Origin of the sequence: Paenibacillus sp. FSL F4-0100, from assembly GCF_037993005.1 — a bacterium.
Classification (GTDB): Bacteria; Bacillota; Bacilli; order Paenibacillales; family Paenibacillaceae; genus Paenibacillus_AQ.
On sequence record NZ_CP150303.1, the window covers coordinates 5,128,048 to 5,148,190 of the forward strand.

Sequence of the window (20,143 nt, forward strand, 5' to 3'; positions counted from 1 at the left end):
GCCTTCACCCTCCTTATTTTTCCGTAAGGTGACGAACGGCCTTGGCCAGTTCTTCGGGTTCTTTCGTTGAAACCAGCTTAGGAGGATTTAGCGGTACAAAGTCTCCATTCTCTTTGCTGCTGGATTCGGAATGGATTAAATCCATCAATTCCCGATCCTCATCAGGCGTGGATAAATCAAGAACAGTCCCTCGGTCTTGCTCCCGCTGCGTGTCGGCGTCCCCTTGAACAGTGGCTCGCGGACCCGTAATGGCACCAAACACCCAATTCAACAGGAACGCCAGAAGAAACCAAATCGTACATGCAAGGAGAGCACGATTCATGCTAGTCATCCACAGATTGTTACGTATGGAGAAAATAAATGTGAACACAAATCCGGCAATTCCAGTCATCAGATAAAAACGAAGTTTTCCCATTAGCTACAATTCCTTTATGCCCTTTTGTACGCTTCGTATTGTAAACTTACCCGTTGCACAGTCCAACTCAACGGTTCTTCCGTAATTTCCTCCGGTATCCTCGGCAATTAGCGTTATCCCCATCTGCTCGAGCCCAGCCTTGCAGGACTCCACATTACGAGGACCGATGCGCATGGTGTCACCGGAGCCGGCAAAAGCAAACATTTGAGCTCCACCGGCCATTTTGGCTACCATACGTGCCGGGGAAGCCCCCAAGTTCCTCATCTTGTTCAACAGAATCGGAAGAGCCGTATCGGCGTATTTTGCCAGGTTTAGCTGCCCTTCTCTGGCAATCGCTGAAGATGGAAGCATCACATGCGCCATTCCACCAATCTTCGTCACCGGATCATACAACGTCAGTCCGACGCACGAGCCGAGCCCCGTTGTACGCAAAATACCGTTTGGACCTGCGACGTTCAGATCCGCCATGGCTACTTTCACTATGCTTTGTTCTTCAATCATGCTCTAAAGGCACTCCTAAAGCTTCGAAAATTTGAGCAAATGATTGTGGATCAGGTATGAGGAAGAACTGGCCTTCCACCTCGTTCTGCCCTTCTAGGAACGTCGTGTTGATTAAGAGGGCATCGTCTCCCATTTCTCCGAACTGCAGCAGTCCATAACTTAAGATGGCACCTGCCATATCCATCGCGAGAGCCGGCACCGTAGGTGTCATGGACAGATTGGTCAAATCAGCGAGCGACGATAAGTACGAGCCTGACAATATATTTCCGATCTCGCATAATGCGGACTGCTCCATCTCGGAGAATTGCTCCTCATCCGACACTTCAAAGCCCGCCAGATTCTGCAGCAAATTCTTCCCGGCTTCCGGACTCATAATAAAGAAGAGATTTCCCGGCGCACTGCCTTCTACCCGTAAAAATACGGCAAGAACGAGTTGTTCGCTCCCTCCTACACTTTCGGCAATCTGTTCAAAAGGCAGGAGTTGAACTTTGGGAACAGCCATATCAATCGGTTTGTTAAGCAAGCGGGAGAGGGCGGTTGCCGCATTGCCCGCTCCGATGTTTCCAACTTCCTTCAAAACATCCATTTTGATTTCCTTGCCATGCTTAAACAGCTCCACTGTCTACTCCTCAAGGCCTTCCAGCTGAATAATCTCACTTTTGTTCAGCACTTCGGACAGATTCAGCATGACGAGAAGGCGCTCCTCTCCTACCTTCGCGACACCGCGAAGATATTTCGCTTTAATTCCGCCGACAACCTCAGGTGGATTGTCAATGCTGTCCGTATTCAGATCGATGACATCACTTGCCGAATCCACGATAAAACCTACCTGCATGTCATTGACCGCCACGATGATAACCCGCGTTTGATCGGTTGCTTCAACCTCTTCCAATCCAAAGCGGCCGCGCAGATTGATTACAGGAATGACGACGCCGCGAAGATTAATAACCCCTTTTACGAAAGCATAGGTCTTGGGAACACGCGTAATGGGCATCATTCGCTCAATGGTCTGAACCTTGTCTACCTCGATGCCGTATTCTTCCTCGCCAAGTCTAAAGACAATAACCTTGATTTCTTCTCCCATGAATAAGTCCTCCTTCAAAATGTGTGGCCTGCCGCCTGAGTTATAGCAACCTGTTATTTGATAAATGCATTTGCGTCAATAATGAGAGCGACTTGTCCATCCCCTAGAATGGTTGCTCCGGATACTCCCTGAATGGCAGGCAGATATTTACCCAAATTCTTAATGACGATTTCACTCTGTCCGATAAAATCATCGATGGTAAGTGCCGCCAGACGATCCCCTTTGCGGATTACAACGATCTCTGTTTCTTCTTCCAGCTCCTCATCAAAATTCGGAATTTCAAACAAGCGGCTGAGCGAGATGACCGGAATCAGCGATTCTCGGAACTGGATCATGCGACTGCCGTGAACATGTTTGATTTGGCCACGCTTGATGATGCCCGTTTCAACAATGGAGGAAAGCGGAATCGCATATTTTTCAGATCCCATCCGGATTAACATAGCTGCAATGATAGACAGCGTTAATGGAAGCTGAACGGAAAAGTTCGTGCCTTTCCCCGGTGTCGAGTAGATGGTGACGTTACCGCCCAGGGCAACTATTTTGGATTTAACAACGTCGAGCCCAACACCTCGGCCGGATACATCCGAAATTTTCTCTGCGGTGCTGAATCCCGGTGCGAACAGCAGTTGATTGACCTCGTCATCGGTCATGGTCGCTGCTTCGGCCTCTGTCACAACGCCTTTTGCCAGCGCGTTCTTTAGAATTTTGTCACGGTAAATGCCGCGTCCGTCATCTTCAATCTCAATGAAAACATTGTTGCCGCTATGAAACGCGCGCAGATGCACGGTACCGGTCTCCGGTTTACCAGCAGCGATGCGGTCGGCAACAGGTTCGACACCATGGTCAGCCGAGTTGCGCAGCAAGTGGACCAGCGGGTCACCAATCTCATCAATAACCGTACGATCCAGCTCCGTCTCAGCTCCGGTAATAATCAAATCAATCTTCTTGTCCAGTGTTTTGGCAAGGTCACGCACCATCCTTGGGAAACGATTAAACACCGTATCTACAGGAACCATGCGCAGCTTCAGGACGATATTCTGCAAATCGCTGCTCACGCGGCTCATATGCTCAACGGTGTCCGTCAGCTCCTGATTCTTGGACTCACTGGCCAATTGCTCTAGCCGTACCCGGTCAATCAGCAGCTCACTGAACAGATTCATTAATACATCCAGCCGCTCAATATCAACCCGGATCGTTCTCGAAGGATTACCTCCCCCTGCATTTCGGGCAGGTGCCTTGGACTCTTTGGCAGGCGCTGAAGGACTCTTGGCTTCCGGTGAAGCCACAGCCGCTGGAGCTGCCTCTGAAACTTGCGGTTTGACAGCTTCTGCTGTAGCCGCGCTCTCCTGAACCATTTGCTGCAAAGATTCATGATCGAGCGCCACAACCGTAGTAGTCTCGATCTCCGAAACGCCCAGAATCTGGCTTTCAATGTCTTGCGTTTCTCTTTGCGTTATGTAATACAACGAAAATACGCGATCGAATTCACCTTGTTCAATCTCTTGAACGTCCGGATACGTTTTGACGATTTCCCCGGATCTTTCCAGCGTTTCGAATACCATGTAGGCACGAACCGCCTTGAGTTGGCAATCCTCTCGCAATGTCACTTGTATATATAAAACCTTATGTCCTTCCGAAATCGATTGATCAAGCACGGAAAATTGAAACTCATCCAATTCAATTCCTTGGACGGCCACAGCGGAGTTATCTCCTTCGGCAGCTGCCCCTCCAGGCAAAGCTCCTTCACCACGTACAATCGACTGCAAGGAAGCCACGATCGAGGAAACATCCGCTTTCCCGTCTCCGCCTTCGGTAATATCCTGCACCATCGATTCAAGAGCGTCCAAGCTTTTGAAGAGCGTGTCAAAGATAAAATCCTGCATCTTTAGCTTTTCGTTCCGGACAAGATCCAGCACGTTTTCCATCTGGTGGGTAAGTGAAGCCAGATCTTCGTATCCCATCGTTGCTGCCATACCCTTCAACGTATGAGCCGATCGGAAAATAATCTGTACGATCCCGATATCGTCCGGGTTGCTTTCTAATTGAAGCATGTTTTCATTTAATGATTGCAGATGATCATTTGACTCATCAATAAACATTGTCAAATATTGATTCATGTCCATTGAGAGACACCTCCTCTTCAAGTTCACTTTCCGTTATTTACAGCTTGAACCATTCTAGGTGCAATATCATGAAGCGGCAGAACGTGGCTTACGCAACCGAGCTCAACAGCCGATCTTGGCATCCCGTATACGACGCAGGTTTGCTCGCTCTCCGCATAGGTGGATGTCACTCCTGAATCGTAAAGCTTCTTCATCATTCTCGCTCCATCGCTTCCCATTCCGGTCATCAGCACCGCATGACGTTTGATCATGGTCAACGGCAGTAGGGATTCGAACAGCACATCTACAGACGGACGGTGACCATTGCGAGTCTCATCCTGACTGATCCTGATTTGGTAAGCGCCGCTGTCCGAGCGGTAAACCCTCATATGGCTGCCCCCCGGTGCAATGTAGGCTTTCCCCGTTTCCAATACCATCCCTTGTTCTGCTTCCATGACCTCCAGCTGACTGAATGAATTCAAGCGCTGTGCAAGCGATTTGGTAAAACTCGGCGGCATATGTTGAACGATGACAATCGGGGCACAGAAGTCGCCGGGAATGGGCTCGAGAAAAGCTTTCAATGCTCTTGGCCCGCCTGTGGAGCAGCCCACCGCAACCAAATCCGTCAATTCCGTTGACTGCGGTATCTTGGCTTCACGGAGCTGACGACCCTCGTTCTCTGGAAGCAAGACTGGAGCTAAGTCTGCAACAGGCTTACGATCTGCCCGTTTTCTCTTTGAACCAGAGGGCTCGGCGCCGTCCGTAACAGTAGGCATCTTCTTCTCAACAGTCTGAGATGACGGCAAACGAAGCGAATCCATTCGCTTGCTCCGTTGGTCAGTCTCGCGGACCGTCGTTCGCGTCTCATTCAGCTGCGGCTTCTTGTTCAGCGTTTTGTCAGAAGGCTTTGGCGAAAGAGGAACCGTTATGTCCGCACTCCGTCGTCTCTGCTCTTCTTCTTCCCACAATGCCCTCCGCTGTTTAGCCTGCATCGCCGCATTCAGTTGCTTCATTAGTTCTGAACGCACCTGCTCAATATCAAGCGCATTAGAAATGGAAGGCTTTCGTATAAAATCAAATGCTCCTGCCTCAAGGGCAAGAATGGTCTCTTTCATGCCTTGCTCATTAATGCCGGACAACATAATGACCGGACGGGGGCCCGATTCCATAATGAACTTCAGAGCATCCAGGCCGTTCATTTCCGGCATTTCTACATCCAGTGTAATGACATCCGGATTCAATTCCTTTACTTTCCGAACGGCGTCAAGCCCGTTATCAGCTGTTCCGACAACCTGAAAAGATGGATCACGCTCGATGAAATCGGAAAAGATTTTCCTCATAAATGCGGAATCGTCAACGACAAGCACACGAAAAGGCTTCATAGATGTCCACCTCAGTTTCCATTAATCCAAGCAAAGAATCATTTCGTACGTTTGAGCCACCGATGCATAAATCCTTTGATTCCCTTCGGAGCTTTCGGCTCTGTGGCAGCAGGAACGGTCATGTAGCGAAGCGCGATCCGTCTGATATCACTAGAGGCGTTACATCGTGGATAAGCTGCTGTAAATGGGACCTGCCGCTTAACCGCCTGAACAACATGCGTATCATCTGCAATCGAGCCGAGCAGCTTGATGTCGATATCAAGGAAACGCTGGGCCGTCAAAATAATTTTGTTTGCTGCCTCCCGAGCCTCCTGTTCATCACTCGCACGATTGACAATTAGGCTGAACGGAACCTGGTTTTCCGTGCCGTGCACCACCTTGATTAAGGCATAAGCATCCGTAATGGATGTCGGTTCCGGCGTCGTGACGACAAGGCATTGATCAGCGGACGTAATAAACCTCATATTTTCCTTGGACAAGCCAGCTCCCGTGTCAAAAATGATATAGTCCATTTCCGAGGAAATAATTTCAATCTGTGAAATAAAATAATTCATTTCCTCTTCAGACAGGGACATCATGTCAGCCAAACCGGAACCTCCGGCAATGTAAGGAAGCTTGTCCGGTCCATATTGAATTACTTCTTCAATGCTCTTCTCCCGGCGAATGAGATGATACAAGCTGTACCGAGAGCTCACGCCCATAAGAACGTCAATGTTAGCCATCCCGATATCGGCATCAAACACCAATACCTTTTTGCCCATCGACTGTAAAGTCAGCGCAAAATTCAGTGTGAAATTGGATTTCCCAACCCCGCCTTTACCGCTGCTGACCGTAATAATCTTGGCCGTTCTTGGAGATGCTGCCTTACCGCTGTTCCCTGATTGCTGAGAAAAAACAAGCTGGCGGAGCGATTGAGCTTGATCCGTCATGTACGAATCTCTCCCAGCAGTAGATGGCATAACCGCTCGCTGTCGGCCATCAACAGATCATCCGGCACATTTTGACCATTGGTCATATAGGACAAGCGAAGGTTATGGGCATCTATCAGATTAAACAAGGAGCCGTAACTGCCGGTCTCATCCATCTTCGTGAAGATGACCTTATCGAGTTCGTATTTGCTGAAATGATCCGCGATTTTGATCATATCGCTGCTCTTGGAGGTCAGGCTGAGCACAAGATAGGTTTCGCTTTGATCGGAATGGGAGAACAGGCTTTGAAGCTCGGAAACGAGCAGCTCGTTCCGATAGTTCCGGCCTGCTGTATCCATCAACACCAAATCACAATCCTGCAGCTTCTGAAGGGCTCGCTGCATATCACCAGGCGATTGCACGACTTCCATCGGCACATTGAGAATGGATGCATAAGTACGTAGCTGTTCAACGGCAGATATCCGATACGTATCGGAAGTAATAAAACCTACCTTGCGTTGGTTACGGAACAGCTGCTCTGCAGCGATCTTCGCGATCGTGGTAGTCTTACCGACCCCTGTCGGTCCAGCGATATATACAATCCGCGTCTCGGGTTGAACGCCGCCGCCGATACGCCCCTCAAGGAACGCCTCAGCTTGCTTGTAAATCACGTTCTGCAGCTCGGCCTCACTCATCTTCATATGATTAGCTTTCCAGGCTTCCTCCGCGGCCGTGAGCCACTCTTCCGTCAGTTTGGCCGAAAGATCCTGCTTGAGCAGCTGATCCCGAATGAAATGCAGCGGCTCAGGAAGATGCTGCGCTTCAAGATTTTGCCTGGATAATCGCGCAATCCATTCCTTCATTTCCTTAAGTTCTTCAAGGACTCTTTGTTCGGATTCGCTAATTCCTAGACGGGAACTTAAAGACTCCTCCTGTCCCCCACGGGATGATTGAACCGATTGAACAGATTCAACGGAAGCTGCTGTTTCCGTTTGATCGTTTCGCATCGCTGCTTGTGCAGCTGCTTCAGGCTGTTGCACATGGCCCACTTCGTTCTTTTGCCTGTTAACTTCCTCCTCGGAAGCTGCAACCTGGCTCAGAATCTCGGCAAAACGACTATAGTCATCCTCATGCTGTACGCCGGAAGCTGTATCCGTGTTACTCGCAGAATTCGTGGAGGTCTGTGTACCGGGCTTCGAGATTTCAGCCGTTCGTTGATAAGCCTTGGGTACAGCACCAGAAGGTACAGCAGGCAGAACTTTGGACTTCATCGGAGCAGAACCTTTGGATTTCTCCGCTTGCTCTACTGCCGCGATCACCTCGATCTTCTTACGGGTAAACATCCCCAGGAATCCGCCTACCTTGGTTTCCTTCGTACTCAGTATGACGGCATCCGCACCCAAATCCGTACGAATGTGCTGCATCGCCTCAGGCATCGTGTCGACGATATACCTCTTCACTCTCATAAGTTCACCACTCCGACACTTTGAATTTCGACGTTCGGCTCCAGCTCACTATAGGACAACACCGGAATATCCTGCATGCTTCGTTCAATGACCTGCCTTAAATACATTCTTATGGCCGGTGAGGTAAGCAGAACAGGCTGCTGTCCCATCTGAATGATCCGGTTAACCTGTTCACTGAGCTTCTGAAACACACTCTGTGTCGATGCCGGGTCCATGGCGAGATAGCTTCCTTGGTCACTCTGCTGGACGCTTTCGGCGATCTTCTTCTCCAGCTGCGGTCCAACCGTGATAACCCGCATGGCCTCGCCCTCTTGAGCATATTGCTGTGTAATTTGGCGAGAGAGGGCTTGTCTAACATATTCGGTAAGGACATCGGGATCTTTCGAATAATGTCCGTAATCCGCAAGGGTCTCGAGAATTGTGACCATGTCCCGGATTGAGATTTTTTCGCGGAGCAGCTTAGCCAATACCTTCTGTACTTCTCCAATGGTCAGCACAGAAGGAATAAGCTCGTCCACAAGGACCGGATAGCTTTCTCGAATATTGTCAACCAATGCCTTGGTCTCCTGGCGCCCAATCAGCTCATGGGCATGTCTCTTAATTAACTCAGTCAAATGGGTAGCCACAACAGATGGTGGATCGACAACAGTATAGCCAGCAAGATCCGCTCGCTCTTTCATGGCTTCATCTATCCAAAGAGCAGGAAGCCCGAATGCCGGTTCGGTCGTTTCGATCCCCGTTACGGAATCATCCTCGTACCCAGGGCTCATGGCGAGATAGTGATTTAATAATAATTCACCACCGCCGACAGCATTCCCTTTTATTTTTATGACATATTCATTCGGTTTTAGTTGAATATTGTCGCGAATTCGGATAACCGGTACGACGAGTCCCAGCTCAAGTGCGCATTGTCTCCGAATCATAATGATCCGGTCCAATAAATCTCCACCTTGCTGCGCGTCTGCGAGCGGAATCAACCCATACCCGAATTCGAATTCGATCGGGTCCACCTGAAGCAGGTTGATCACACTTTCCGGACTTCGAACCTCTTCGATTTGCTGTTCCTCCTCCAACTGCTCCACTTCGACCTGCTTGCGATCCAGATTGTTCTGCATCCTCCGTGCCGCAATGAATAAGATGAGAGCAATCGGTGCGGTCGTAATCAGATGAATGGGTGTGAAAATCCCTAGCAACAGAACGGTACCTGAAACAATGTACAATAGATGAGGGTAGGAGAAGAGCTGCCCTGTTAGATCCTCCGCCAGGTTCCCTTCCGAAGAGGCTCTTGTAACAATCAAGCCCGCTGCAGTGGAAATCAGAAGCGCCGGAATCTGACTGACCAATCCGTCCCCGATAGTCAGGATGGAGTAAGTGCTCATCGCGTCTCCGAATGACATTCCATGAATCGAGATCCCGATGATAAACCCGCCGATCAGGTTGATCAGCATGATGACAATCGTGGCGATGGCATCACCCTTAACGAATTTACTTGCACCATCCATAGCCCCGTAAAAATCGGCTTCCCGCTCGATTTTTCTTCTGCGCTCCCTGGCTTGCTGCTCATTGATCAAACCTGCGTTCAAATCCGCATCGATACTCATCTGTTTACCAGGCATCGCATCGAGCGTAAATCTTGCCGCAACCTCGGCTACCCGCTCCGAGCCTTTGGTAATGACGATGAACTGTACGACAACGAGAATCAAAAAGACGATGAAGCCAACCGCAATTTCACCATTCGCTATCCACTTACCAAACGTGGCTACAACCTCACCCGCGCTAGCTTCCGACAGGATCAGCTTCGTTGTCGAAATGTTAAGCGCTACACGAAACAGTGTCGTGATGAGCAATAAGGAAGGGAAAATGGAGAAGTCCAGGGCTTCCTTCGTATTCATGGCCACCAGCAAAATAATAAGCGCCAGCGAGACATTGATAATCAGGAGTACATCGAGCAGCCATACCGGGATCGGAAGAATCATCATGAGTACGATGCCAATGACACCCGCAAGGACAGATAGATCTTTTATTTTCACTGCACTGACGCCTCCGGTCCCTAATTATTTCACTTTACCTTTTAGTTTATATACATAGGCCAGCACTTCCGCTACGGCCTGGAACAGGTCTCCCGGAATCGAATCCCCGATTTCCGACCGTTGGTACAAAGCGCGTGCCAGCGGCTTGTTTTCCATCGTTATAATTCCGTGTTCCTTCGCTATTTCTTTAATCCGCAAGGCCATGAAATCCTGGCCCTTCGCAATGATCTGCGGAGCTTCCATCATGGACCCGTCATATTTGATCGCCACTGCAAAGTGGGTAGGGTTTGTGATGATAACGTCGGCATTCGGGACTTCCTGCATCATCCGCTGAAGTGCCATCCGACGCTGGCGTTCCCTGATCTTTCCCTTAATCAGCGGATCGCCCTCCATCTTCTTGTACTCGTCTTTGATGTCCTGTTTGGACATTCGAATGTTTTTTTCGTAATCATATTTCTGATACATATAATCCAGAATGGCTAGGATAATCAGCCCGATGGCAATCTTGAAACCCAGTGACATGGTGATATCGGCCACGAAATGAAAAATGGTGTCGGGTCCCATCGTTGACAAGGAAGATAGTCCTTCCCTCGCAGCCCACAAGGTGGTGTACACGAGGTAACCGATGATGGTCAATTTAATGACCGATTTCAAAAATTCGACCAAGGAACGCATCGAGAATATGTTCTTGAACCCTTTGATGGGATCGATTTTACTGAACTTCATTTTCAAAGTCTCGCCCGTCAGCATAAACCCGACCTGCAAATAATTAGCCACCAGCGCAATAACGAACACCGAGATAAACAACGGAGCCAGCAGAAGCAAGATTTGGACACCGTACTCCCCAAATAACTGCATCACATTGTCTTTCGTAACGTCCATGGAGAGCCGATTAATATAAATGTCGGTGAATAATCGAACGATGCGGTCTCTCATATACCCGCCGAAAATTAACAAGCAAAAGAATGCGGCCAGCAAAACCGATGCACCCGATACCTCCATACTCTTGGCAACTTGGCCTTTCTTACGCGTATCCTGGCGTTTCTTCGGTGTGGCTTTCTCCGTCTTTTCACCAGCGAAAAGCTGTAAGTTGACCGGATACCGGTATGACATCTGCTTCACCTCCATCCTCCTTAAGTCGGCCCGTCTCCAATAACGCCGAGCAACTGCCGGAGTGCTTCAAACATTTTGGCAAACAGATGATCAAATAGTGACACCAGCATCGGCATGAGCAGCATCAGCAGCACGAGTCCAACGATGATTTTGATGATAATACCTATAACAAATACATTGAACTGCGGTGCCGTCCTTGCCAGAAAGCCAAGCCCGACATCGGTCAGGAACAGGGCTGCTACCAGCGGAGCGGCCATTTGAAGTGCCAATACAAAAGAGTGCGAGAATGTCCGTACGAGAAAATCCGTTACATTGCCGTCATGGATCTTCCCAAACACATCACCCGTAATCGGAATCCAATCATAGCTGTACATGATCGCATCGAGCAGATAATGGTGACCATTCATGCTCAGGAATACCAGTAGAGCCAGATAATACTTGAAGGTACCGATTAATGGGGTTGAAGTCCCTGTAAATGGATCGATGACATTGGCCATGCTGAACCCGATCTGAATATCAATTAATGCTCCTGCCGTTTGGACGACGGTCATAATAAGATAAGCAGTGAAACCAAGAAGCAGTCCCACCAATACTTCCTGGACAATCAATATGACATAAGACAGATCTTGCGGAACCACTTCTCCGAGCCCGAACGAAAAATATACGATCAGGGCAATGATGGCCGAAAGGCCTATTTTGTAAGAAGCAGGTATACCGCGTGAAGTAAACACTGGCGATATTACAAAAAAAGCTGTTATTCGACAAAAAATAAGCATGAAAACAGGTAAACTTTGCTGTAACCATTCCATGGACACTCAGCCTATCCGATATATTTGTAGAGATTGTCCAAAATCCCGTGGGTAAAATCCACTAACGTCGTTAATATCCAAGGACCAAACAGCAGTAATGCTACAAGAACAATAATAATTTTTGGTACGAAAGCCAGCGTCTGTTCCTGGATTTGTGTTGTCGCTTGAAAAATACTGATGATAAGTCCGACAACCAGTGCGAGAACCAGCATCGGTGCGCTCACCTGGAGCACAATATAGACCGCTTGTCCTGCCAGACCGATAATAAATTCAGCGCTCACGGCGAGTCCCCCTGTATTCGAATTACTTGCCGCTTATTGCTACGTGTTAAAGCTCATCAGCATGGATTTCACGACCAGATACCAGCCGTCTACCAAAACGAAGAGCAAAATCTTGAATGGCAGCGAGATCATGACCGGCGGCAGCATCATCATACCCATCGCCATCAGCACGCTGGCAACCACGATATCGATGACCAGAAACGGAATGAAGATCATAAAGCCCATTTGAAAGCCGGTCTTCAGCTCACTAATGGCAAATGCCGGTACCAAAACCGTTAAGGGAATATCCTCGTAAGATTCGGGTTTCTCTGCGCCTGTGTAATTCATGAACAACAATAGATCCTTTTCCCGTGTGTGTGCGAACATGAACTTCTTCATTGGATCTTGAGCCTTATCCAGCGCTTCCGCTTGGGTAATCTCACCTTTAAGGTAGGGCTGGAGCGCTACATCATTCATCGACGACAACGTTGGAGCCATTACGAATAAGGTAAGAAACAGGGCCAGGCCGATCAACACTTGGTTTGGCGGTGTTTGCTGTGTGCCGAGCGAAGTGCGGACAAAGCCAAGCACGATAACAATCCTTGTAAAACTAGTCATCAGCACCAGTATCGCCGGTGCAATGCTAAGAATGGTGATCAGGAGTATCAAGGACAAGGAGCTTGTCCCCGGTGTGTCTCCCTCATTGCCGATTTGAATATCGATGTTTGGAATCGGATCCGCAAATGCCGTATGGGAAAACAGAAATCCAAACAATATGAAAATCGCGATAGCGTACGAGATCTTTTTATTCATGAATCTTTTTGATCCTCCCGCAGCAATTCTTCGACCTTTTCTTTCCGGTTCGGTACGCTGCGCAGCTTGGATTCGAACACTTCATGGAAAGAAGATGTATCGTCCAATTCCATTTCTTCCGGTGGTTTGCCTTTACGGAGTTTTGCCGCCAATTTCGTTATGAAAGGCGGCAGTGCCCCATTATGTATTCCAGAATCCTGTTCAAATGCAGCTTGGATAAGCGCAACTTCAGCTGGATCAGAAATTTTGTCCACCAACCGGACGTCTTCGCCAACTCCGATCACATAGATGATGCCCCCAATTTCGACGAGCTGAAGGGACTTGTTAGGGCCCATCCCAACCGCACCCAAAGTACGAATGGAGCGGCCCTGCATCCAGCTCTGATTCTTTCTGCTGAGAAAGCGAATCAGGAACACGATCAACGCAACGATGATGGCAAGTACGATAAAGACATAAAATAACTGTAAATAATACCCGGTAGTACTACTTGAGCTTAATCCATCAGAAGCTGCCATCATCATAAGAAGAATCCTTATACGCCAAGCGTCTTATTGATGGCTTCAATGACTCTGTCCGATTGGAACGGTTTAACGATAAAGTCCTTGGCTCCAGCTTGAATCGCATCAATAACCATCGCTTGTTGGCCCATGGCAGAGCACATAATCACTTTTGCGTTCGCATCGACTTTTTTAATCTCTTTCAGCGCTGCGATACCATCCATTTCCGGCATCGTAATATCCATCGTAATCAGATCTGGACGAAGTTCTTTAAATTTCTCGATTGCTTGCGCACCGTCCTGTGCTTCTCCCACAACCTCGAATCCGTTCTTGACCAATATGTCACGGATCATCATTCTCATAAATGCAGCATCGTCCACAATCAGAATTCGGTTAGCCATTGATAAAAATCCTCCCTAAAATGTTTGTGCTATTGTAATTTTTGAATCCGGTCCCATTGGCTTACGATATCCGTCACGCGTACACCAAAGTTCTCATCGATGACAACGACCTCGCCTTTGGCAATCAGTTTATGATTGACAAGGATGTCTACAGGCTCACCGGCAAGCTTGTCCAACTCGATGATCGAACCTTGTGACATTTCCAGGATATCCTTAATTTGCTTTTGAGTCCTCCCTAATTCTACGGTGACTTTAAGGGGAATGTCCATCAGTAAGTTCAGATTGTTTTCATCCACCTGGGTGTATGGCGCAGATTGCAGATTAGCGAACTGTACGGGCTGTACATTCACATTGCGATTTGGCATGCCGCCATACTGTTGCGGCTGCCCTTGGTAAGGCATCTGCGGCTGTCCATATGGCATGGATTGCGGGATCTGTTCTCCCTGTCCTTGCACTGGCTGGCCGTAGCCTTGTCCGTAGTCGAATCCTTGGCCCATGTCATTGCCATTAACAGGGTTAGCCGGTGCTTGAGCCGGTTCCTGTGTACTGACAGGTGCTTCCACCGTCGGCGCGGCTTCCTGCTTCGCAGGCTGCGGCTCTTCCGTCCCGTTGATAAGCATGTGAACCATATCCTTGGAAAAATGAACGGGAAGCAACTGCATAATGGTTGAATCAATAAGGTCACCGATAATTAATCGGAATGAAATCTTAATCAATGTTTCATCCGGCGGAAGGTTGTTAACCCCTTCACCATTGGCCATGTTCAGAATGTCAATGCCTGGCGGCGATATATTGACAAACCGGTTAAAAATCGTTGACATGCTCGTCGCGGAAGAGCCCATCATCTGGTTCATCGCTTCCTGAACGGCACTGATATGAATCTCGTTGAGTTCCTCTTCCACGGGGTTGCCTTCCCCGCCTAACATCAGATCAGCAATGACCTGAGCATCGCGTGTTTTAATGACTAGAGAGTTAATTCCTTCAAATCCATCCACATAAGTAACATGTACCGCTACATGAGGCTTCGGAAATTCTTCCTCAAACTCGCTTCGCTTAATGATCGACACTTTGGGTGTCGTGATATCCACTTTTTTGCCCAGCAAGGTAGACAGAGCGGTTGCAGCACTTCCAAAGGTAATGTTACCAATCTCACCAAGCGCGTCCTGCTCTAGAGGTGTTAATACATCATCGACAGTCGCCGCCGAAGGAATTGATGCTGGTGATGCCATTTCCGACTGTTTTAACAAAGCGTCGATTTCTTCCTGGGATAAATAGTCTTTACTCGTCAAATTCTTCAGCTCCTTCGATGACAATTTCATCGATTTGTACAGCAACCCGGTCTTTTATCGTTCCGGGACTGCCAATAAACTTTAATCTGTCCCCAACCTTTATGGAAAGTCCATCATGCATCGGTTTGTTTAATGAGATGACGTCGCCGACACTCAGTCCTAAAAATTCGGACACCGTAAGCTGTGAAACGCCCAGCTCGGCAACAATCGGAAGCTTGGCTTTACTTACACGCTGCTTAAGAGCATCTACTTCCTCCGGAACACTCGCTTTTTTCTCCGAGATAAACCACTGATGCGCCGATAGCTTGGACATGATCGGTTCCAGCACCACATGCGGGATACACAGATTAATCATCCCCGTGGTATCGCCGATTTTGGTGCTAAGGGAAATTAGCGCAATGGTTTCGTTCGGAGAAACGATCTGCATAAATTGCGGATTCGTTTCCAATGCCTCAAGGCGCGGTGAGATGTCCAGCACCGTTTTCCACGCTTCCTGCAGACTATCGAATGCCCGGCTGAAAATGCGCTCCATGATGATTGTCTCGATTTCGGTCATCGAGCTGACGGAAGAAGGAGCAATACCCGTTCCTCCCAGCAAACGGTCCAGCATCGCGTAAGCAATGTTCGGATGGACCTCAAGCACCATGCGCCCGACAAGCGGTTCCGCCTCGAATATATTAAGAACTGTCATTTTGGGTATGGAGCGAATAAATTCATCATATGGAAGCTGTTCAACCTGCACCACATTGATTTGCACAAAAGTACGTAATTGCGCTGAGAAATAAGTAGTCAGATATCGTGCAAAATTCTCGTGAATGCGGGTCAAGCTCCGAATATGATCCTTGGAAAACCGGAGTGCCCTCTTAAAATCATAAGAACGAATTTTCTTTTGCGTTTCCTCTTTTTTCAGTTCTTCAGCATCCATTTCCCCTGAAGAGAGAGCGGCCAATAAGGCATCGATCTCATTCTGCGATAAAACATCAACCATCTACTCACCCCCTTACAGGTCGTCCGACGAACAGTCTAGATACCTACGATCATTACTTCTGTCATTTCGATTTGAATTAACTGCCCGGACGTTAACGACTTATTGATCAGGTTCTGCAGCTTGCCAATAAACTGTTCGCGCCCTTTGGAGTCATTAAGCAACTCGGGTTTCGTGTCGGCCAACGTTTTGATAATAATCGGTTTGATTTTAATCTCCTTGATTTTATCGAATTCTTCCTTTGCTTTTTTATCATTAAGCTGAAAAGCAAAGGCCATCTGGGCAATATGTTCAGGATCAGCGAGATTCGTCTTGATCCCGGTGATTTCCGAGGTCATCTTGACGATCTCATCGGCTGACAACTTGGATAAAGCCGCTGCATTAGCCGAAGCCTGACTTTTACTGTTATCGAATTTGTCCGACAATAGGAAAATCGCGACAACAATCAACGTAATAGATAACAGGATCGTAATTAACCAGGGGAGCATCTTTTTCATGAAGGTTCCTCCAATTGCTGCACTTTAATGGTAGCTTGATGAATGCCTACCTCGTGATGATAAGCCTTAACGGAAGCGATGATTTCATTTGCACTTTCAAGCACAATCATGCGCTTTCCATTAATCAAAGTAATGTAGGTGTCAGGAGTCTCCTCAACCATTTCTATCAACAGCGCGTTAAGCCACAACTGCGAACCATTTAACCTCGTTACCGATATCATGGACAGCCTCCTTGTTTAATGAGGGAGGGGGCTCCCCCTCCCTCTCCATCCTTATCGTTTCAGATTGACAACTTCTTGAAGCACTTCGTCCGAAGTCGTGATAATCCGGGAGTTGGCTTGGAAGCCGCGCTGTGAGACAATCATTTCCGAAAATTCGCTGGTCAGGTCAACGTTGGACATCTCGAGCTGACCAGCAATAATAGCCCCGGTTCCTTCTTCGGCGTTGTTCGCTTCAAACCTTACGGCATCCAAATCGCCGTCCGGGATTGCATTCAGAGTTACGCGATACAAATTGCCGCCGATTTTCTCCAGGCCTTCCGGATTCGGGATTTTCGCAACGCCGATGATGGCTCCCTCTTCCGTTGTCCCGTCACTCATCTTCTGAATGATGGCGCCATTCTGCGCAATCGTGAATGCCGTTACATCATCGTCCAACTGGATAGGATCACCGTTCGAATCAAGAACGAGCATACCGTCCGAAGTTACCAGGTTACGCGCAACGTCTACATGAAAGTCACCTGCGCGGGTCAAGAAAGCCATATCTTGATCCTCGCTAAGCTTCACCATGAAAAATCCGTCTCCGTCAATTCTCAGGTCCGTCGGATTATTGGTTGTCATTGCGCTACCTGGAGTATGCAATGTATCGATCGAGCCGATCGATACACCAAGACCGACCTGCTTCGCGTTTACACCACCGGTAGGATCGTCGGTTCCCGGTGTAACACCGGACATCGTTTGGCTGAGAATATCTTTAAACATGACACGTCCCGCTTTAAACCCAACTGTGTTTACGTTGGCAATGTTATTACCAATGACATCAAGCTTGGTTTGGAAACCTCTCATTCCGGAAATACCGGAATACATGGATCTTAACATCGATTTTCCTCCTTTTGTTATGGACCGCTTCTGTCGATCAGCGGCCGCCTGGCTTCCTCACGGGCCAGCCAGATTTATGAGATAATAACTGCACTATCAATTTGCGTGAATACGTTGTCCTTCATCGCTTTACCATCCATCGCAGTGACCACGGTCCGATTCGGAATATTTACAATGAGAGCCATATCCTTCATCAGAATGAGTGATTCCTTACTCCCCTTCGCAGCAGCTTTGTCCACCGCGCTCTGGATCTGCGCAAGCTGATCACCCTTTAATTCAATGCCGCGCTGCTGAAGTCTCTTCGCCGCATGATTGCTGATTTTAAGCAGATTCTCATTTAAAAGTTCCTGGAACGTCCCGGCGGGTGGATAAGCCTGAGCTTGTCCTATCTTTCGCTCATTATGAAGAGCCGCGGGATGTATTTTTCCAGGGTATAGATGGCCTATCATCATGCGGTCACTCATGGCGCTGTTCCCCCAGGCTCTTCTCCCCCTTGTCCGGGATCTCCGGCTTCAGGAACTGACGGATCGGGATTGCCTGTTTCGGGTACGGAAGGATCCGGATTGTTTGTTACAGGATCTGTTGGGCCCTGATTACTGGTGTCAGGTACAGAAGGACCCGGATTGTTTATTTCAGGATCTGTCGGACCTGAATTCAATGCATCTGGATCATTCTCGGTTACAGCGTTCTCGATTTTCACAATCTGGTCAAGCGATACTTCACTGTCACCGACTTTGGCATAATGGACGCCTTCACGAACAATGATGGAATCTACGATCCCACTCTTTATGACGGACTCCGTGCCATCTTCCGGCTTGAACATCCAGCTGATCTGTTTACCGATCAAACTTGAAGCAGCGCCCAGAGACTGACTCATCGCCGTTAATTGAGTATTGATATTCATCAGCTGCTCCAGGGAAGTAAACTGGGCCATTTGGGCAATAAACTCCCGGTCCTGCATCGGCTGAAGCGGATCCTGGTGCCTTAATTGCGTAATCAGGATGCTCAAGAACTGATCCTTTCCAAGCTCCTGGCCGTTTCCGTTTTTACTGCTGACATTCCCTTTAGCATAGTTGGGCCACATATTTTTCGTAGATACCGGATTAGTTGCCATCCAAGCTCACCTCCTCACTGTTAGGCTTTCGCGGTAAATGTTCCTGCTTGTACAAGTTCATCGTCGGCTTGATGCTCAGCAATCCAATCGTTCAATTCTTCCGTCAGATTTGCGGCCAGCACGGCATCATCGGAAGGTCTATCCTTCTCCTTTGAGCGGTGCTGCGGCTGCTGCTGGCCTGATCCAGGCTGACGGCCGTCTTGATAAAGATTCGCATTGGAAGGCTGGCTGCTCTGCGTAACTTCAATTTTCTCGATCTGCAGCCCTTGAGCTTGCAATGCGCTTCGAAGCTGTGCCATTTGCTGGTCAATCAGCTCTTTAGCATCCGTCGAACGTGTCATGAACTGGGCGATTAATTGGCCATTCTGCATCGTAAGTTTGATATCTACTTGACCCAGATGTTCCGGATTCAAGGAGATTCTCGCTTCCGTAAAACCGGTTTGTTTCACGATTTCGAGCTTATTAATAATGAAGGAAGTCATTTCGCTTCCAAAGTTCTCAACAGGCACCGGCGGAGCTGCAGGCTTTACTGCAACTTGCGTACCTGAACGCAGGGCTAGCTGACCGGCAGTGACCGTTCCTTGCTCCAACAGCGAATCGCCTTCGTTAATCACGAACTCAGTTGCTGTACCATCAACGTCGGTACTTAACGTCAGCGATGACCACTTGGCATTCGCTTGGCCCGTTGTTTGTGATGAAGCCGACTGTCCTGAAGTATTCGTGGATACGTTAGACTGAACGGCATCCGGTTGCTTTTGGGCCAGAATGTTATCAAAACTGCCGCTTGCCTTACTCTCCCCGGTCCCTGTTCCTTGACCAAGCAGACTATGGAAAGATTGGACAAGCTGTTTTACAGCAGCTTCGGTAGTCAGATCCACCTGACCAGATTTGGACAGCATCGATGCCAGCTGGCTGATCGTATCCTGTACTGCAAATCGAATGGTCTCTGGTCTGGAAGCCAATGGAGATATCTCATTCCCATCCGAATTTTCTTGTGCTTGAGGAGAAGCTCCGCTCAGCATAAGATTCGCTTGCGTTAGCCAGTTCTGCAGCTCTTGCAATAAGGATGGATCCTCCATTAATGCCTGATCCATGGTGTCCAGCTCCTGCAGCAAACCTTGAAGCAATTCCATCAAGCCTTCAAGCGATGCATCGGTTTCCGAAGAATACTGCGCAAGCAAGGATTCCAGCTTGGCAGCGACTTCCGTCGAAGTTGTTGAAGCGCTGTTACCGCTGCTGTTCATCTGGTAAGCCAGTGTCGCATCAAAGGAAACAGCCGCTGTCGTTTGACCCGCCGCGCTTGTCTTTCCGCTTCCCGAGGGACTGCTCACGGATGAAGACATGTTTTGGACCGTTATTGTCATCGTCTTATTTCACCTC

General features: G+C 48.5%; 23 protein-coding genes. All 23 read right to left on the reverse strand.

The features are described from left to right. Positions 1 to 13 precede the first annotated feature (13 nt). On the reverse strand, positions 14 to 415 hold the full coding sequence (locus MHH48_RS23035) for a hypothetical protein (protein ID WP_076324973.1): 402 nt from the start codon (positions 413 to 415) through the stop codon (positions 14 to 16). A gap of 3 nt (positions 416 to 418) precedes the next feature. Further along, positions 419 to 916 carry a chemotaxis protein CheD gene (locus MHH48_RS23040; protein WP_006211305.1) on the reverse strand — a complete coding sequence of 166 codons (498 nt, stop codon included), beginning with the start codon at positions 914 to 916 and terminating at the stop codon, positions 419 to 421. Beyond that, a complete protein-coding gene (locus MHH48_RS23045; protein ID WP_071220100.1) occupies positions 909 to 1,535 on the reverse strand; it encodes a chemotaxis protein CheC in 627 nt (208 codons plus the stop codon). The genes MHH48_RS23040 and MHH48_RS23045 overlap by 8 nt, the downstream gene beginning before the upstream one ends. Before the next feature lie 3 nt (positions 1,536 to 1,538). Next, positions 1,539 to 2,000 (reverse strand): chemotaxis protein CheW, encoded by a 462-nt coding sequence (locus MHH48_RS23050; protein ID WP_076324974.1) that lies wholly within the window; start codon positions 1,998 to 2,000, stop codon positions 1,539 to 1,541. A gap of 53 nt (positions 2,001 to 2,053) precedes the next feature. After that, complete coding sequence (locus MHH48_RS23055; RefSeq protein WP_076324975.1) at positions 2,054 to 4,123, reverse strand: chemotaxis protein CheA; 2,070 nt, start codon at positions 4,121 to 4,123, stop codon at positions 2,054 to 2,056. Positions 4,124 to 4,146: 23 nt separating this feature from the next. Beyond that, the gene (locus MHH48_RS23060) at positions 4,147 to 5,484 is read right to left on the reverse strand and encodes a chemotaxis response regulator protein-glutamate methylesterase (protein ID WP_076324976.1); all 1,338 of its coding nucleotides are present in this window, start codon (positions 5,482 to 5,484) and stop codon (positions 4,147 to 4,149) included. A gap of 38 nt (positions 5,485 to 5,522) precedes the next feature. Next, on the reverse strand, positions 5,523 to 6,413 hold the full coding sequence (locus MHH48_RS23065) for a MinD/ParA family protein (protein ID WP_076324977.1): 891 nt from the start codon (positions 6,411 to 6,413) through the stop codon (positions 5,523 to 5,525). Further along, a complete protein-coding gene (flhF, locus tag MHH48_RS23070) occupies positions 6,410 to 7,858 on the reverse strand; it encodes a flagellar biosynthesis protein FlhF (RefSeq protein WP_076324978.1) in 1,449 nt (482 codons plus the stop codon). Before flhF ends, MHH48_RS23065 begins: the two co-directional genes overlap by 4 nt. Then, positions 7,855 to 9,888 carry a flagellar biosynthesis protein FlhA gene (gene flhA, locus MHH48_RS23075; RefSeq protein WP_076324979.1) on the reverse strand — a complete coding sequence of 678 codons (2,034 nt, stop codon included), beginning with the start codon at positions 9,886 to 9,888 and terminating at the stop codon, positions 7,855 to 7,857. Before flhA ends, flhF begins: the two co-directional genes overlap by 4 nt. 24 nt (positions 9,889 to 9,912) lie before the next feature. Further along, positions 9,913 to 11,001 carry a flagellar biosynthesis protein FlhB gene (gene flhB / locus MHH48_RS23080; RefSeq protein WP_076325252.1) on the reverse strand — a complete coding sequence of 363 codons (1,089 nt, stop codon included), beginning with the start codon at positions 10,999 to 11,001 and terminating at the stop codon, positions 9,913 to 9,915. Positions 11,002 to 11,021: 20 nt separating this feature from the next. Continuing rightward, on the reverse strand, positions 11,022 to 11,810 hold the full coding sequence (gene fliR / locus MHH48_RS23085) for a flagellar biosynthetic protein FliR (protein WP_076324980.1): 789 nt from the start codon (positions 11,808 to 11,810) through the stop codon (positions 11,022 to 11,024). A gap of 11 nt (positions 11,811 to 11,821) precedes the next feature. Further along, a complete protein-coding gene (gene fliQ, locus MHH48_RS23090; protein WP_009594725.1) occupies positions 11,822 to 12,091 on the reverse strand; it encodes a flagellar biosynthesis protein FliQ in 270 nt (89 codons plus the stop codon). Between the two features lie 39 nt (positions 12,092 to 12,130). Beyond that, on the reverse strand, positions 12,131 to 12,883 hold the full coding sequence (gene fliP / locus MHH48_RS23095; protein ID WP_076324981.1) for a flagellar type III secretion system pore protein FliP: 753 nt from the start codon (positions 12,881 to 12,883) through the stop codon (positions 12,131 to 12,133). Next, complete coding sequence (locus MHH48_RS23100) at positions 12,880 to 13,404, reverse strand: flagellar biosynthetic protein FliO (RefSeq protein WP_076324982.1); 525 nt, start codon at positions 13,402 to 13,404, stop codon at positions 12,880 to 12,882. The genes fliP and MHH48_RS23100 overlap by 4 nt, the downstream gene beginning before the upstream one ends. An 11-nt stretch (positions 13,405 to 13,415) precedes the next feature. Continuing rightward, a complete protein-coding gene (locus MHH48_RS23105; protein WP_006211317.1) occupies positions 13,416 to 13,781 on the reverse strand; it encodes a response regulator in 366 nt (121 codons plus the stop codon). Positions 13,782 to 13,810: 29 nt separating this feature from the next. Continuing rightward, entirely contained in the window at positions 13,811 to 15,070 is a 1,260-nt protein-coding gene (gene fliY / locus MHH48_RS23110) for a flagellar motor switch phosphatase FliY (protein WP_076324983.1), read from the reverse strand. Continuing rightward, positions 15,060 to 16,058: a flagellar motor switch protein FliM gene (gene fliM / locus MHH48_RS23115; protein WP_076324984.1), complete on the reverse strand. Its 999-nt coding sequence runs from the start codon at positions 16,056 to 16,058 to the stop codon at positions 15,060 to 15,062. The genes fliY and fliM overlap by 11 nt, the downstream gene beginning before the upstream one ends. 35 nt (positions 16,059 to 16,093) lie before the next feature. Then, a complete protein-coding gene (locus tag MHH48_RS23120) occupies positions 16,094 to 16,552 on the reverse strand; it encodes a flagellar basal body-associated FliL family protein (protein ID WP_076324985.1) in 459 nt (152 codons plus the stop codon). Beyond that, positions 16,549 to 16,773, reverse strand: coding sequence for a flagellar FlbD family protein (locus tag MHH48_RS23125; RefSeq protein ID WP_009594749.1), 225 nt, complete (start codon positions 16,771 to 16,773; stop codon positions 16,549 to 16,551). The genes MHH48_RS23120 and MHH48_RS23125 overlap by 4 nt, the downstream gene beginning before the upstream one ends. A gap of 51 nt (positions 16,774 to 16,824) precedes the next feature. Next, entirely contained in the window at positions 16,825 to 17,649 is an 825-nt protein-coding gene (gene flgG, locus MHH48_RS23130) for a flagellar basal body rod protein FlgG (RefSeq protein WP_076324986.1), read from the reverse strand. Positions 17,650 to 17,723: 74 nt separating this feature from the next. After that, a complete protein-coding gene (locus MHH48_RS23135; RefSeq protein ID WP_076324987.1) occupies positions 17,724 to 18,113 on the reverse strand; it encodes a TIGR02530 family flagellar biosynthesis protein in 390 nt (129 codons plus the stop codon). After that, positions 18,110 to 18,763 carry a flagellar hook capping FlgD N-terminal domain-containing protein gene (locus MHH48_RS23140; RefSeq protein WP_076324988.1) on the reverse strand — a complete coding sequence of 218 codons (654 nt, stop codon included), beginning with the start codon at positions 18,761 to 18,763 and terminating at the stop codon, positions 18,110 to 18,112. Before MHH48_RS23140 ends, MHH48_RS23135 begins: the two co-directional genes overlap by 4 nt. Positions 18,764 to 18,783: 20 nt before the next feature. Then, positions 18,784 to 20,127, reverse strand: coding sequence for a flagellar hook-length control protein FliK (locus tag MHH48_RS23145; protein ID WP_076324989.1), 1,344 nt, complete (start codon positions 20,125 to 20,127; stop codon positions 18,784 to 18,786). Positions 20,128 to 20,143 lie beyond the last annotated feature (16 nt).

Coding starts and splice junctions, on each gene's coding strand:
- MHH48_RS23035 (WP_076324973.1), bottom strand. CDS start 415: ATGGGAAAACTTCGTTTTTATCTGATGACTGGAATTGCCGGATTTGTG.
- MHH48_RS23040 (WP_006211305.1), bottom strand. CDS start 916: ATGATTGAAGAACAAAGCATAGTGAAAGTAGCCATGGCGGATCTGAAC.
- MHH48_RS23050 (WP_076324974.1), bottom strand. CDS start 2,000: ATGGGAGAAGAAATCAAGGTTATTGTCTTTAGACTTGGCGAGGAAGAA.
- MHH48_RS23055 (WP_076324975.1), bottom strand. CDS start 4,123: ATGGACATGAATCAATATTTGACAATGTTTATTGATGAGTCAAATGAT.
- MHH48_RS23060 (WP_076324976.1), bottom strand. CDS start 5,484: ATGAAGCCTTTTCGTGTGCTTGTCGTTGACGATTCCGCATTTATGAGG.
- MHH48_RS23065 (WP_076324977.1), bottom strand. CDS start 6,413: ATGACGGATCAAGCTCAATCGCTCCGCCAGCTTGTTTTTTCTCAGCAA.
- flhF (WP_076324978.1), bottom strand. CDS start 7,858: ATGAGAGTGAAGAGGTATATCGTCGACACGATGCCTGAGGCGATGCAG.
- flhB (WP_076325252.1), bottom strand. CDS start 11,001: ATGTCATACCGGTATCCGGTCAACTTACAGCTTTTCGCTGGTGAAAAG.
- fliR (WP_076324980.1), bottom strand. CDS start 11,810: ATGGAATGGTTACAGCAAAGTTTACCTGTTTTCATGCTTATTTTTTGT.
- fliP (WP_076324981.1), bottom strand. CDS start 12,883: ATGAATAAAAAGATCTCGTACGCTATCGCGATTTTCATATTGTTTGGA.
- MHH48_RS23100 (WP_076324982.1), bottom strand. CDS start 13,404: ATGATGATGGCAGCTTCTGATGGATTAAGCTCAAGTAGTACTACCGGG.
- MHH48_RS23105 (WP_006211317.1), bottom strand. CDS start 13,781: ATGGCTAACCGAATTCTGATTGTGGACGATGCTGCATTTATGAGAATG.
- fliM (WP_076324984.1), bottom strand. CDS start 16,058: ATGGTTGATGTTTTATCGCAGAATGAGATCGATGCCTTATTGGCCGCT.
- MHH48_RS23120 (WP_076324985.1), bottom strand. CDS start 16,552: ATGAAAAAGATGCTCCCCTGGTTAATTACGATCCTGTTATCTATTACG.
- MHH48_RS23125 (WP_009594749.1), bottom strand. CDS start 16,773: ATGATATCGGTAACGAGGTTAAATGGTTCGCAGTTGTGGCTTAACGCG.
- flgG (WP_076324986.1), bottom strand. CDS start 17,649: ATGTTAAGATCCATGTATTCCGGTATTTCCGGAATGAGAGGTTTCCAA.
- MHH48_RS23135 (WP_076324987.1), bottom strand. CDS start 18,113: ATGAGTGACCGCATGATGATAGGCCATCTATACCCTGGAAAAATACAT.
- MHH48_RS23140 (WP_076324988.1), bottom strand. CDS start 18,763: ATGGCAACTAATCCGGTATCTACGAAAAATATGTGGCCCAACTATGCT.
- MHH48_RS23145 (WP_076324989.1), bottom strand. CDS start 20,127: ATGACAATAACGGTCCAAAACATGTCTTCATCCGTGAGCAGTCCCTCG.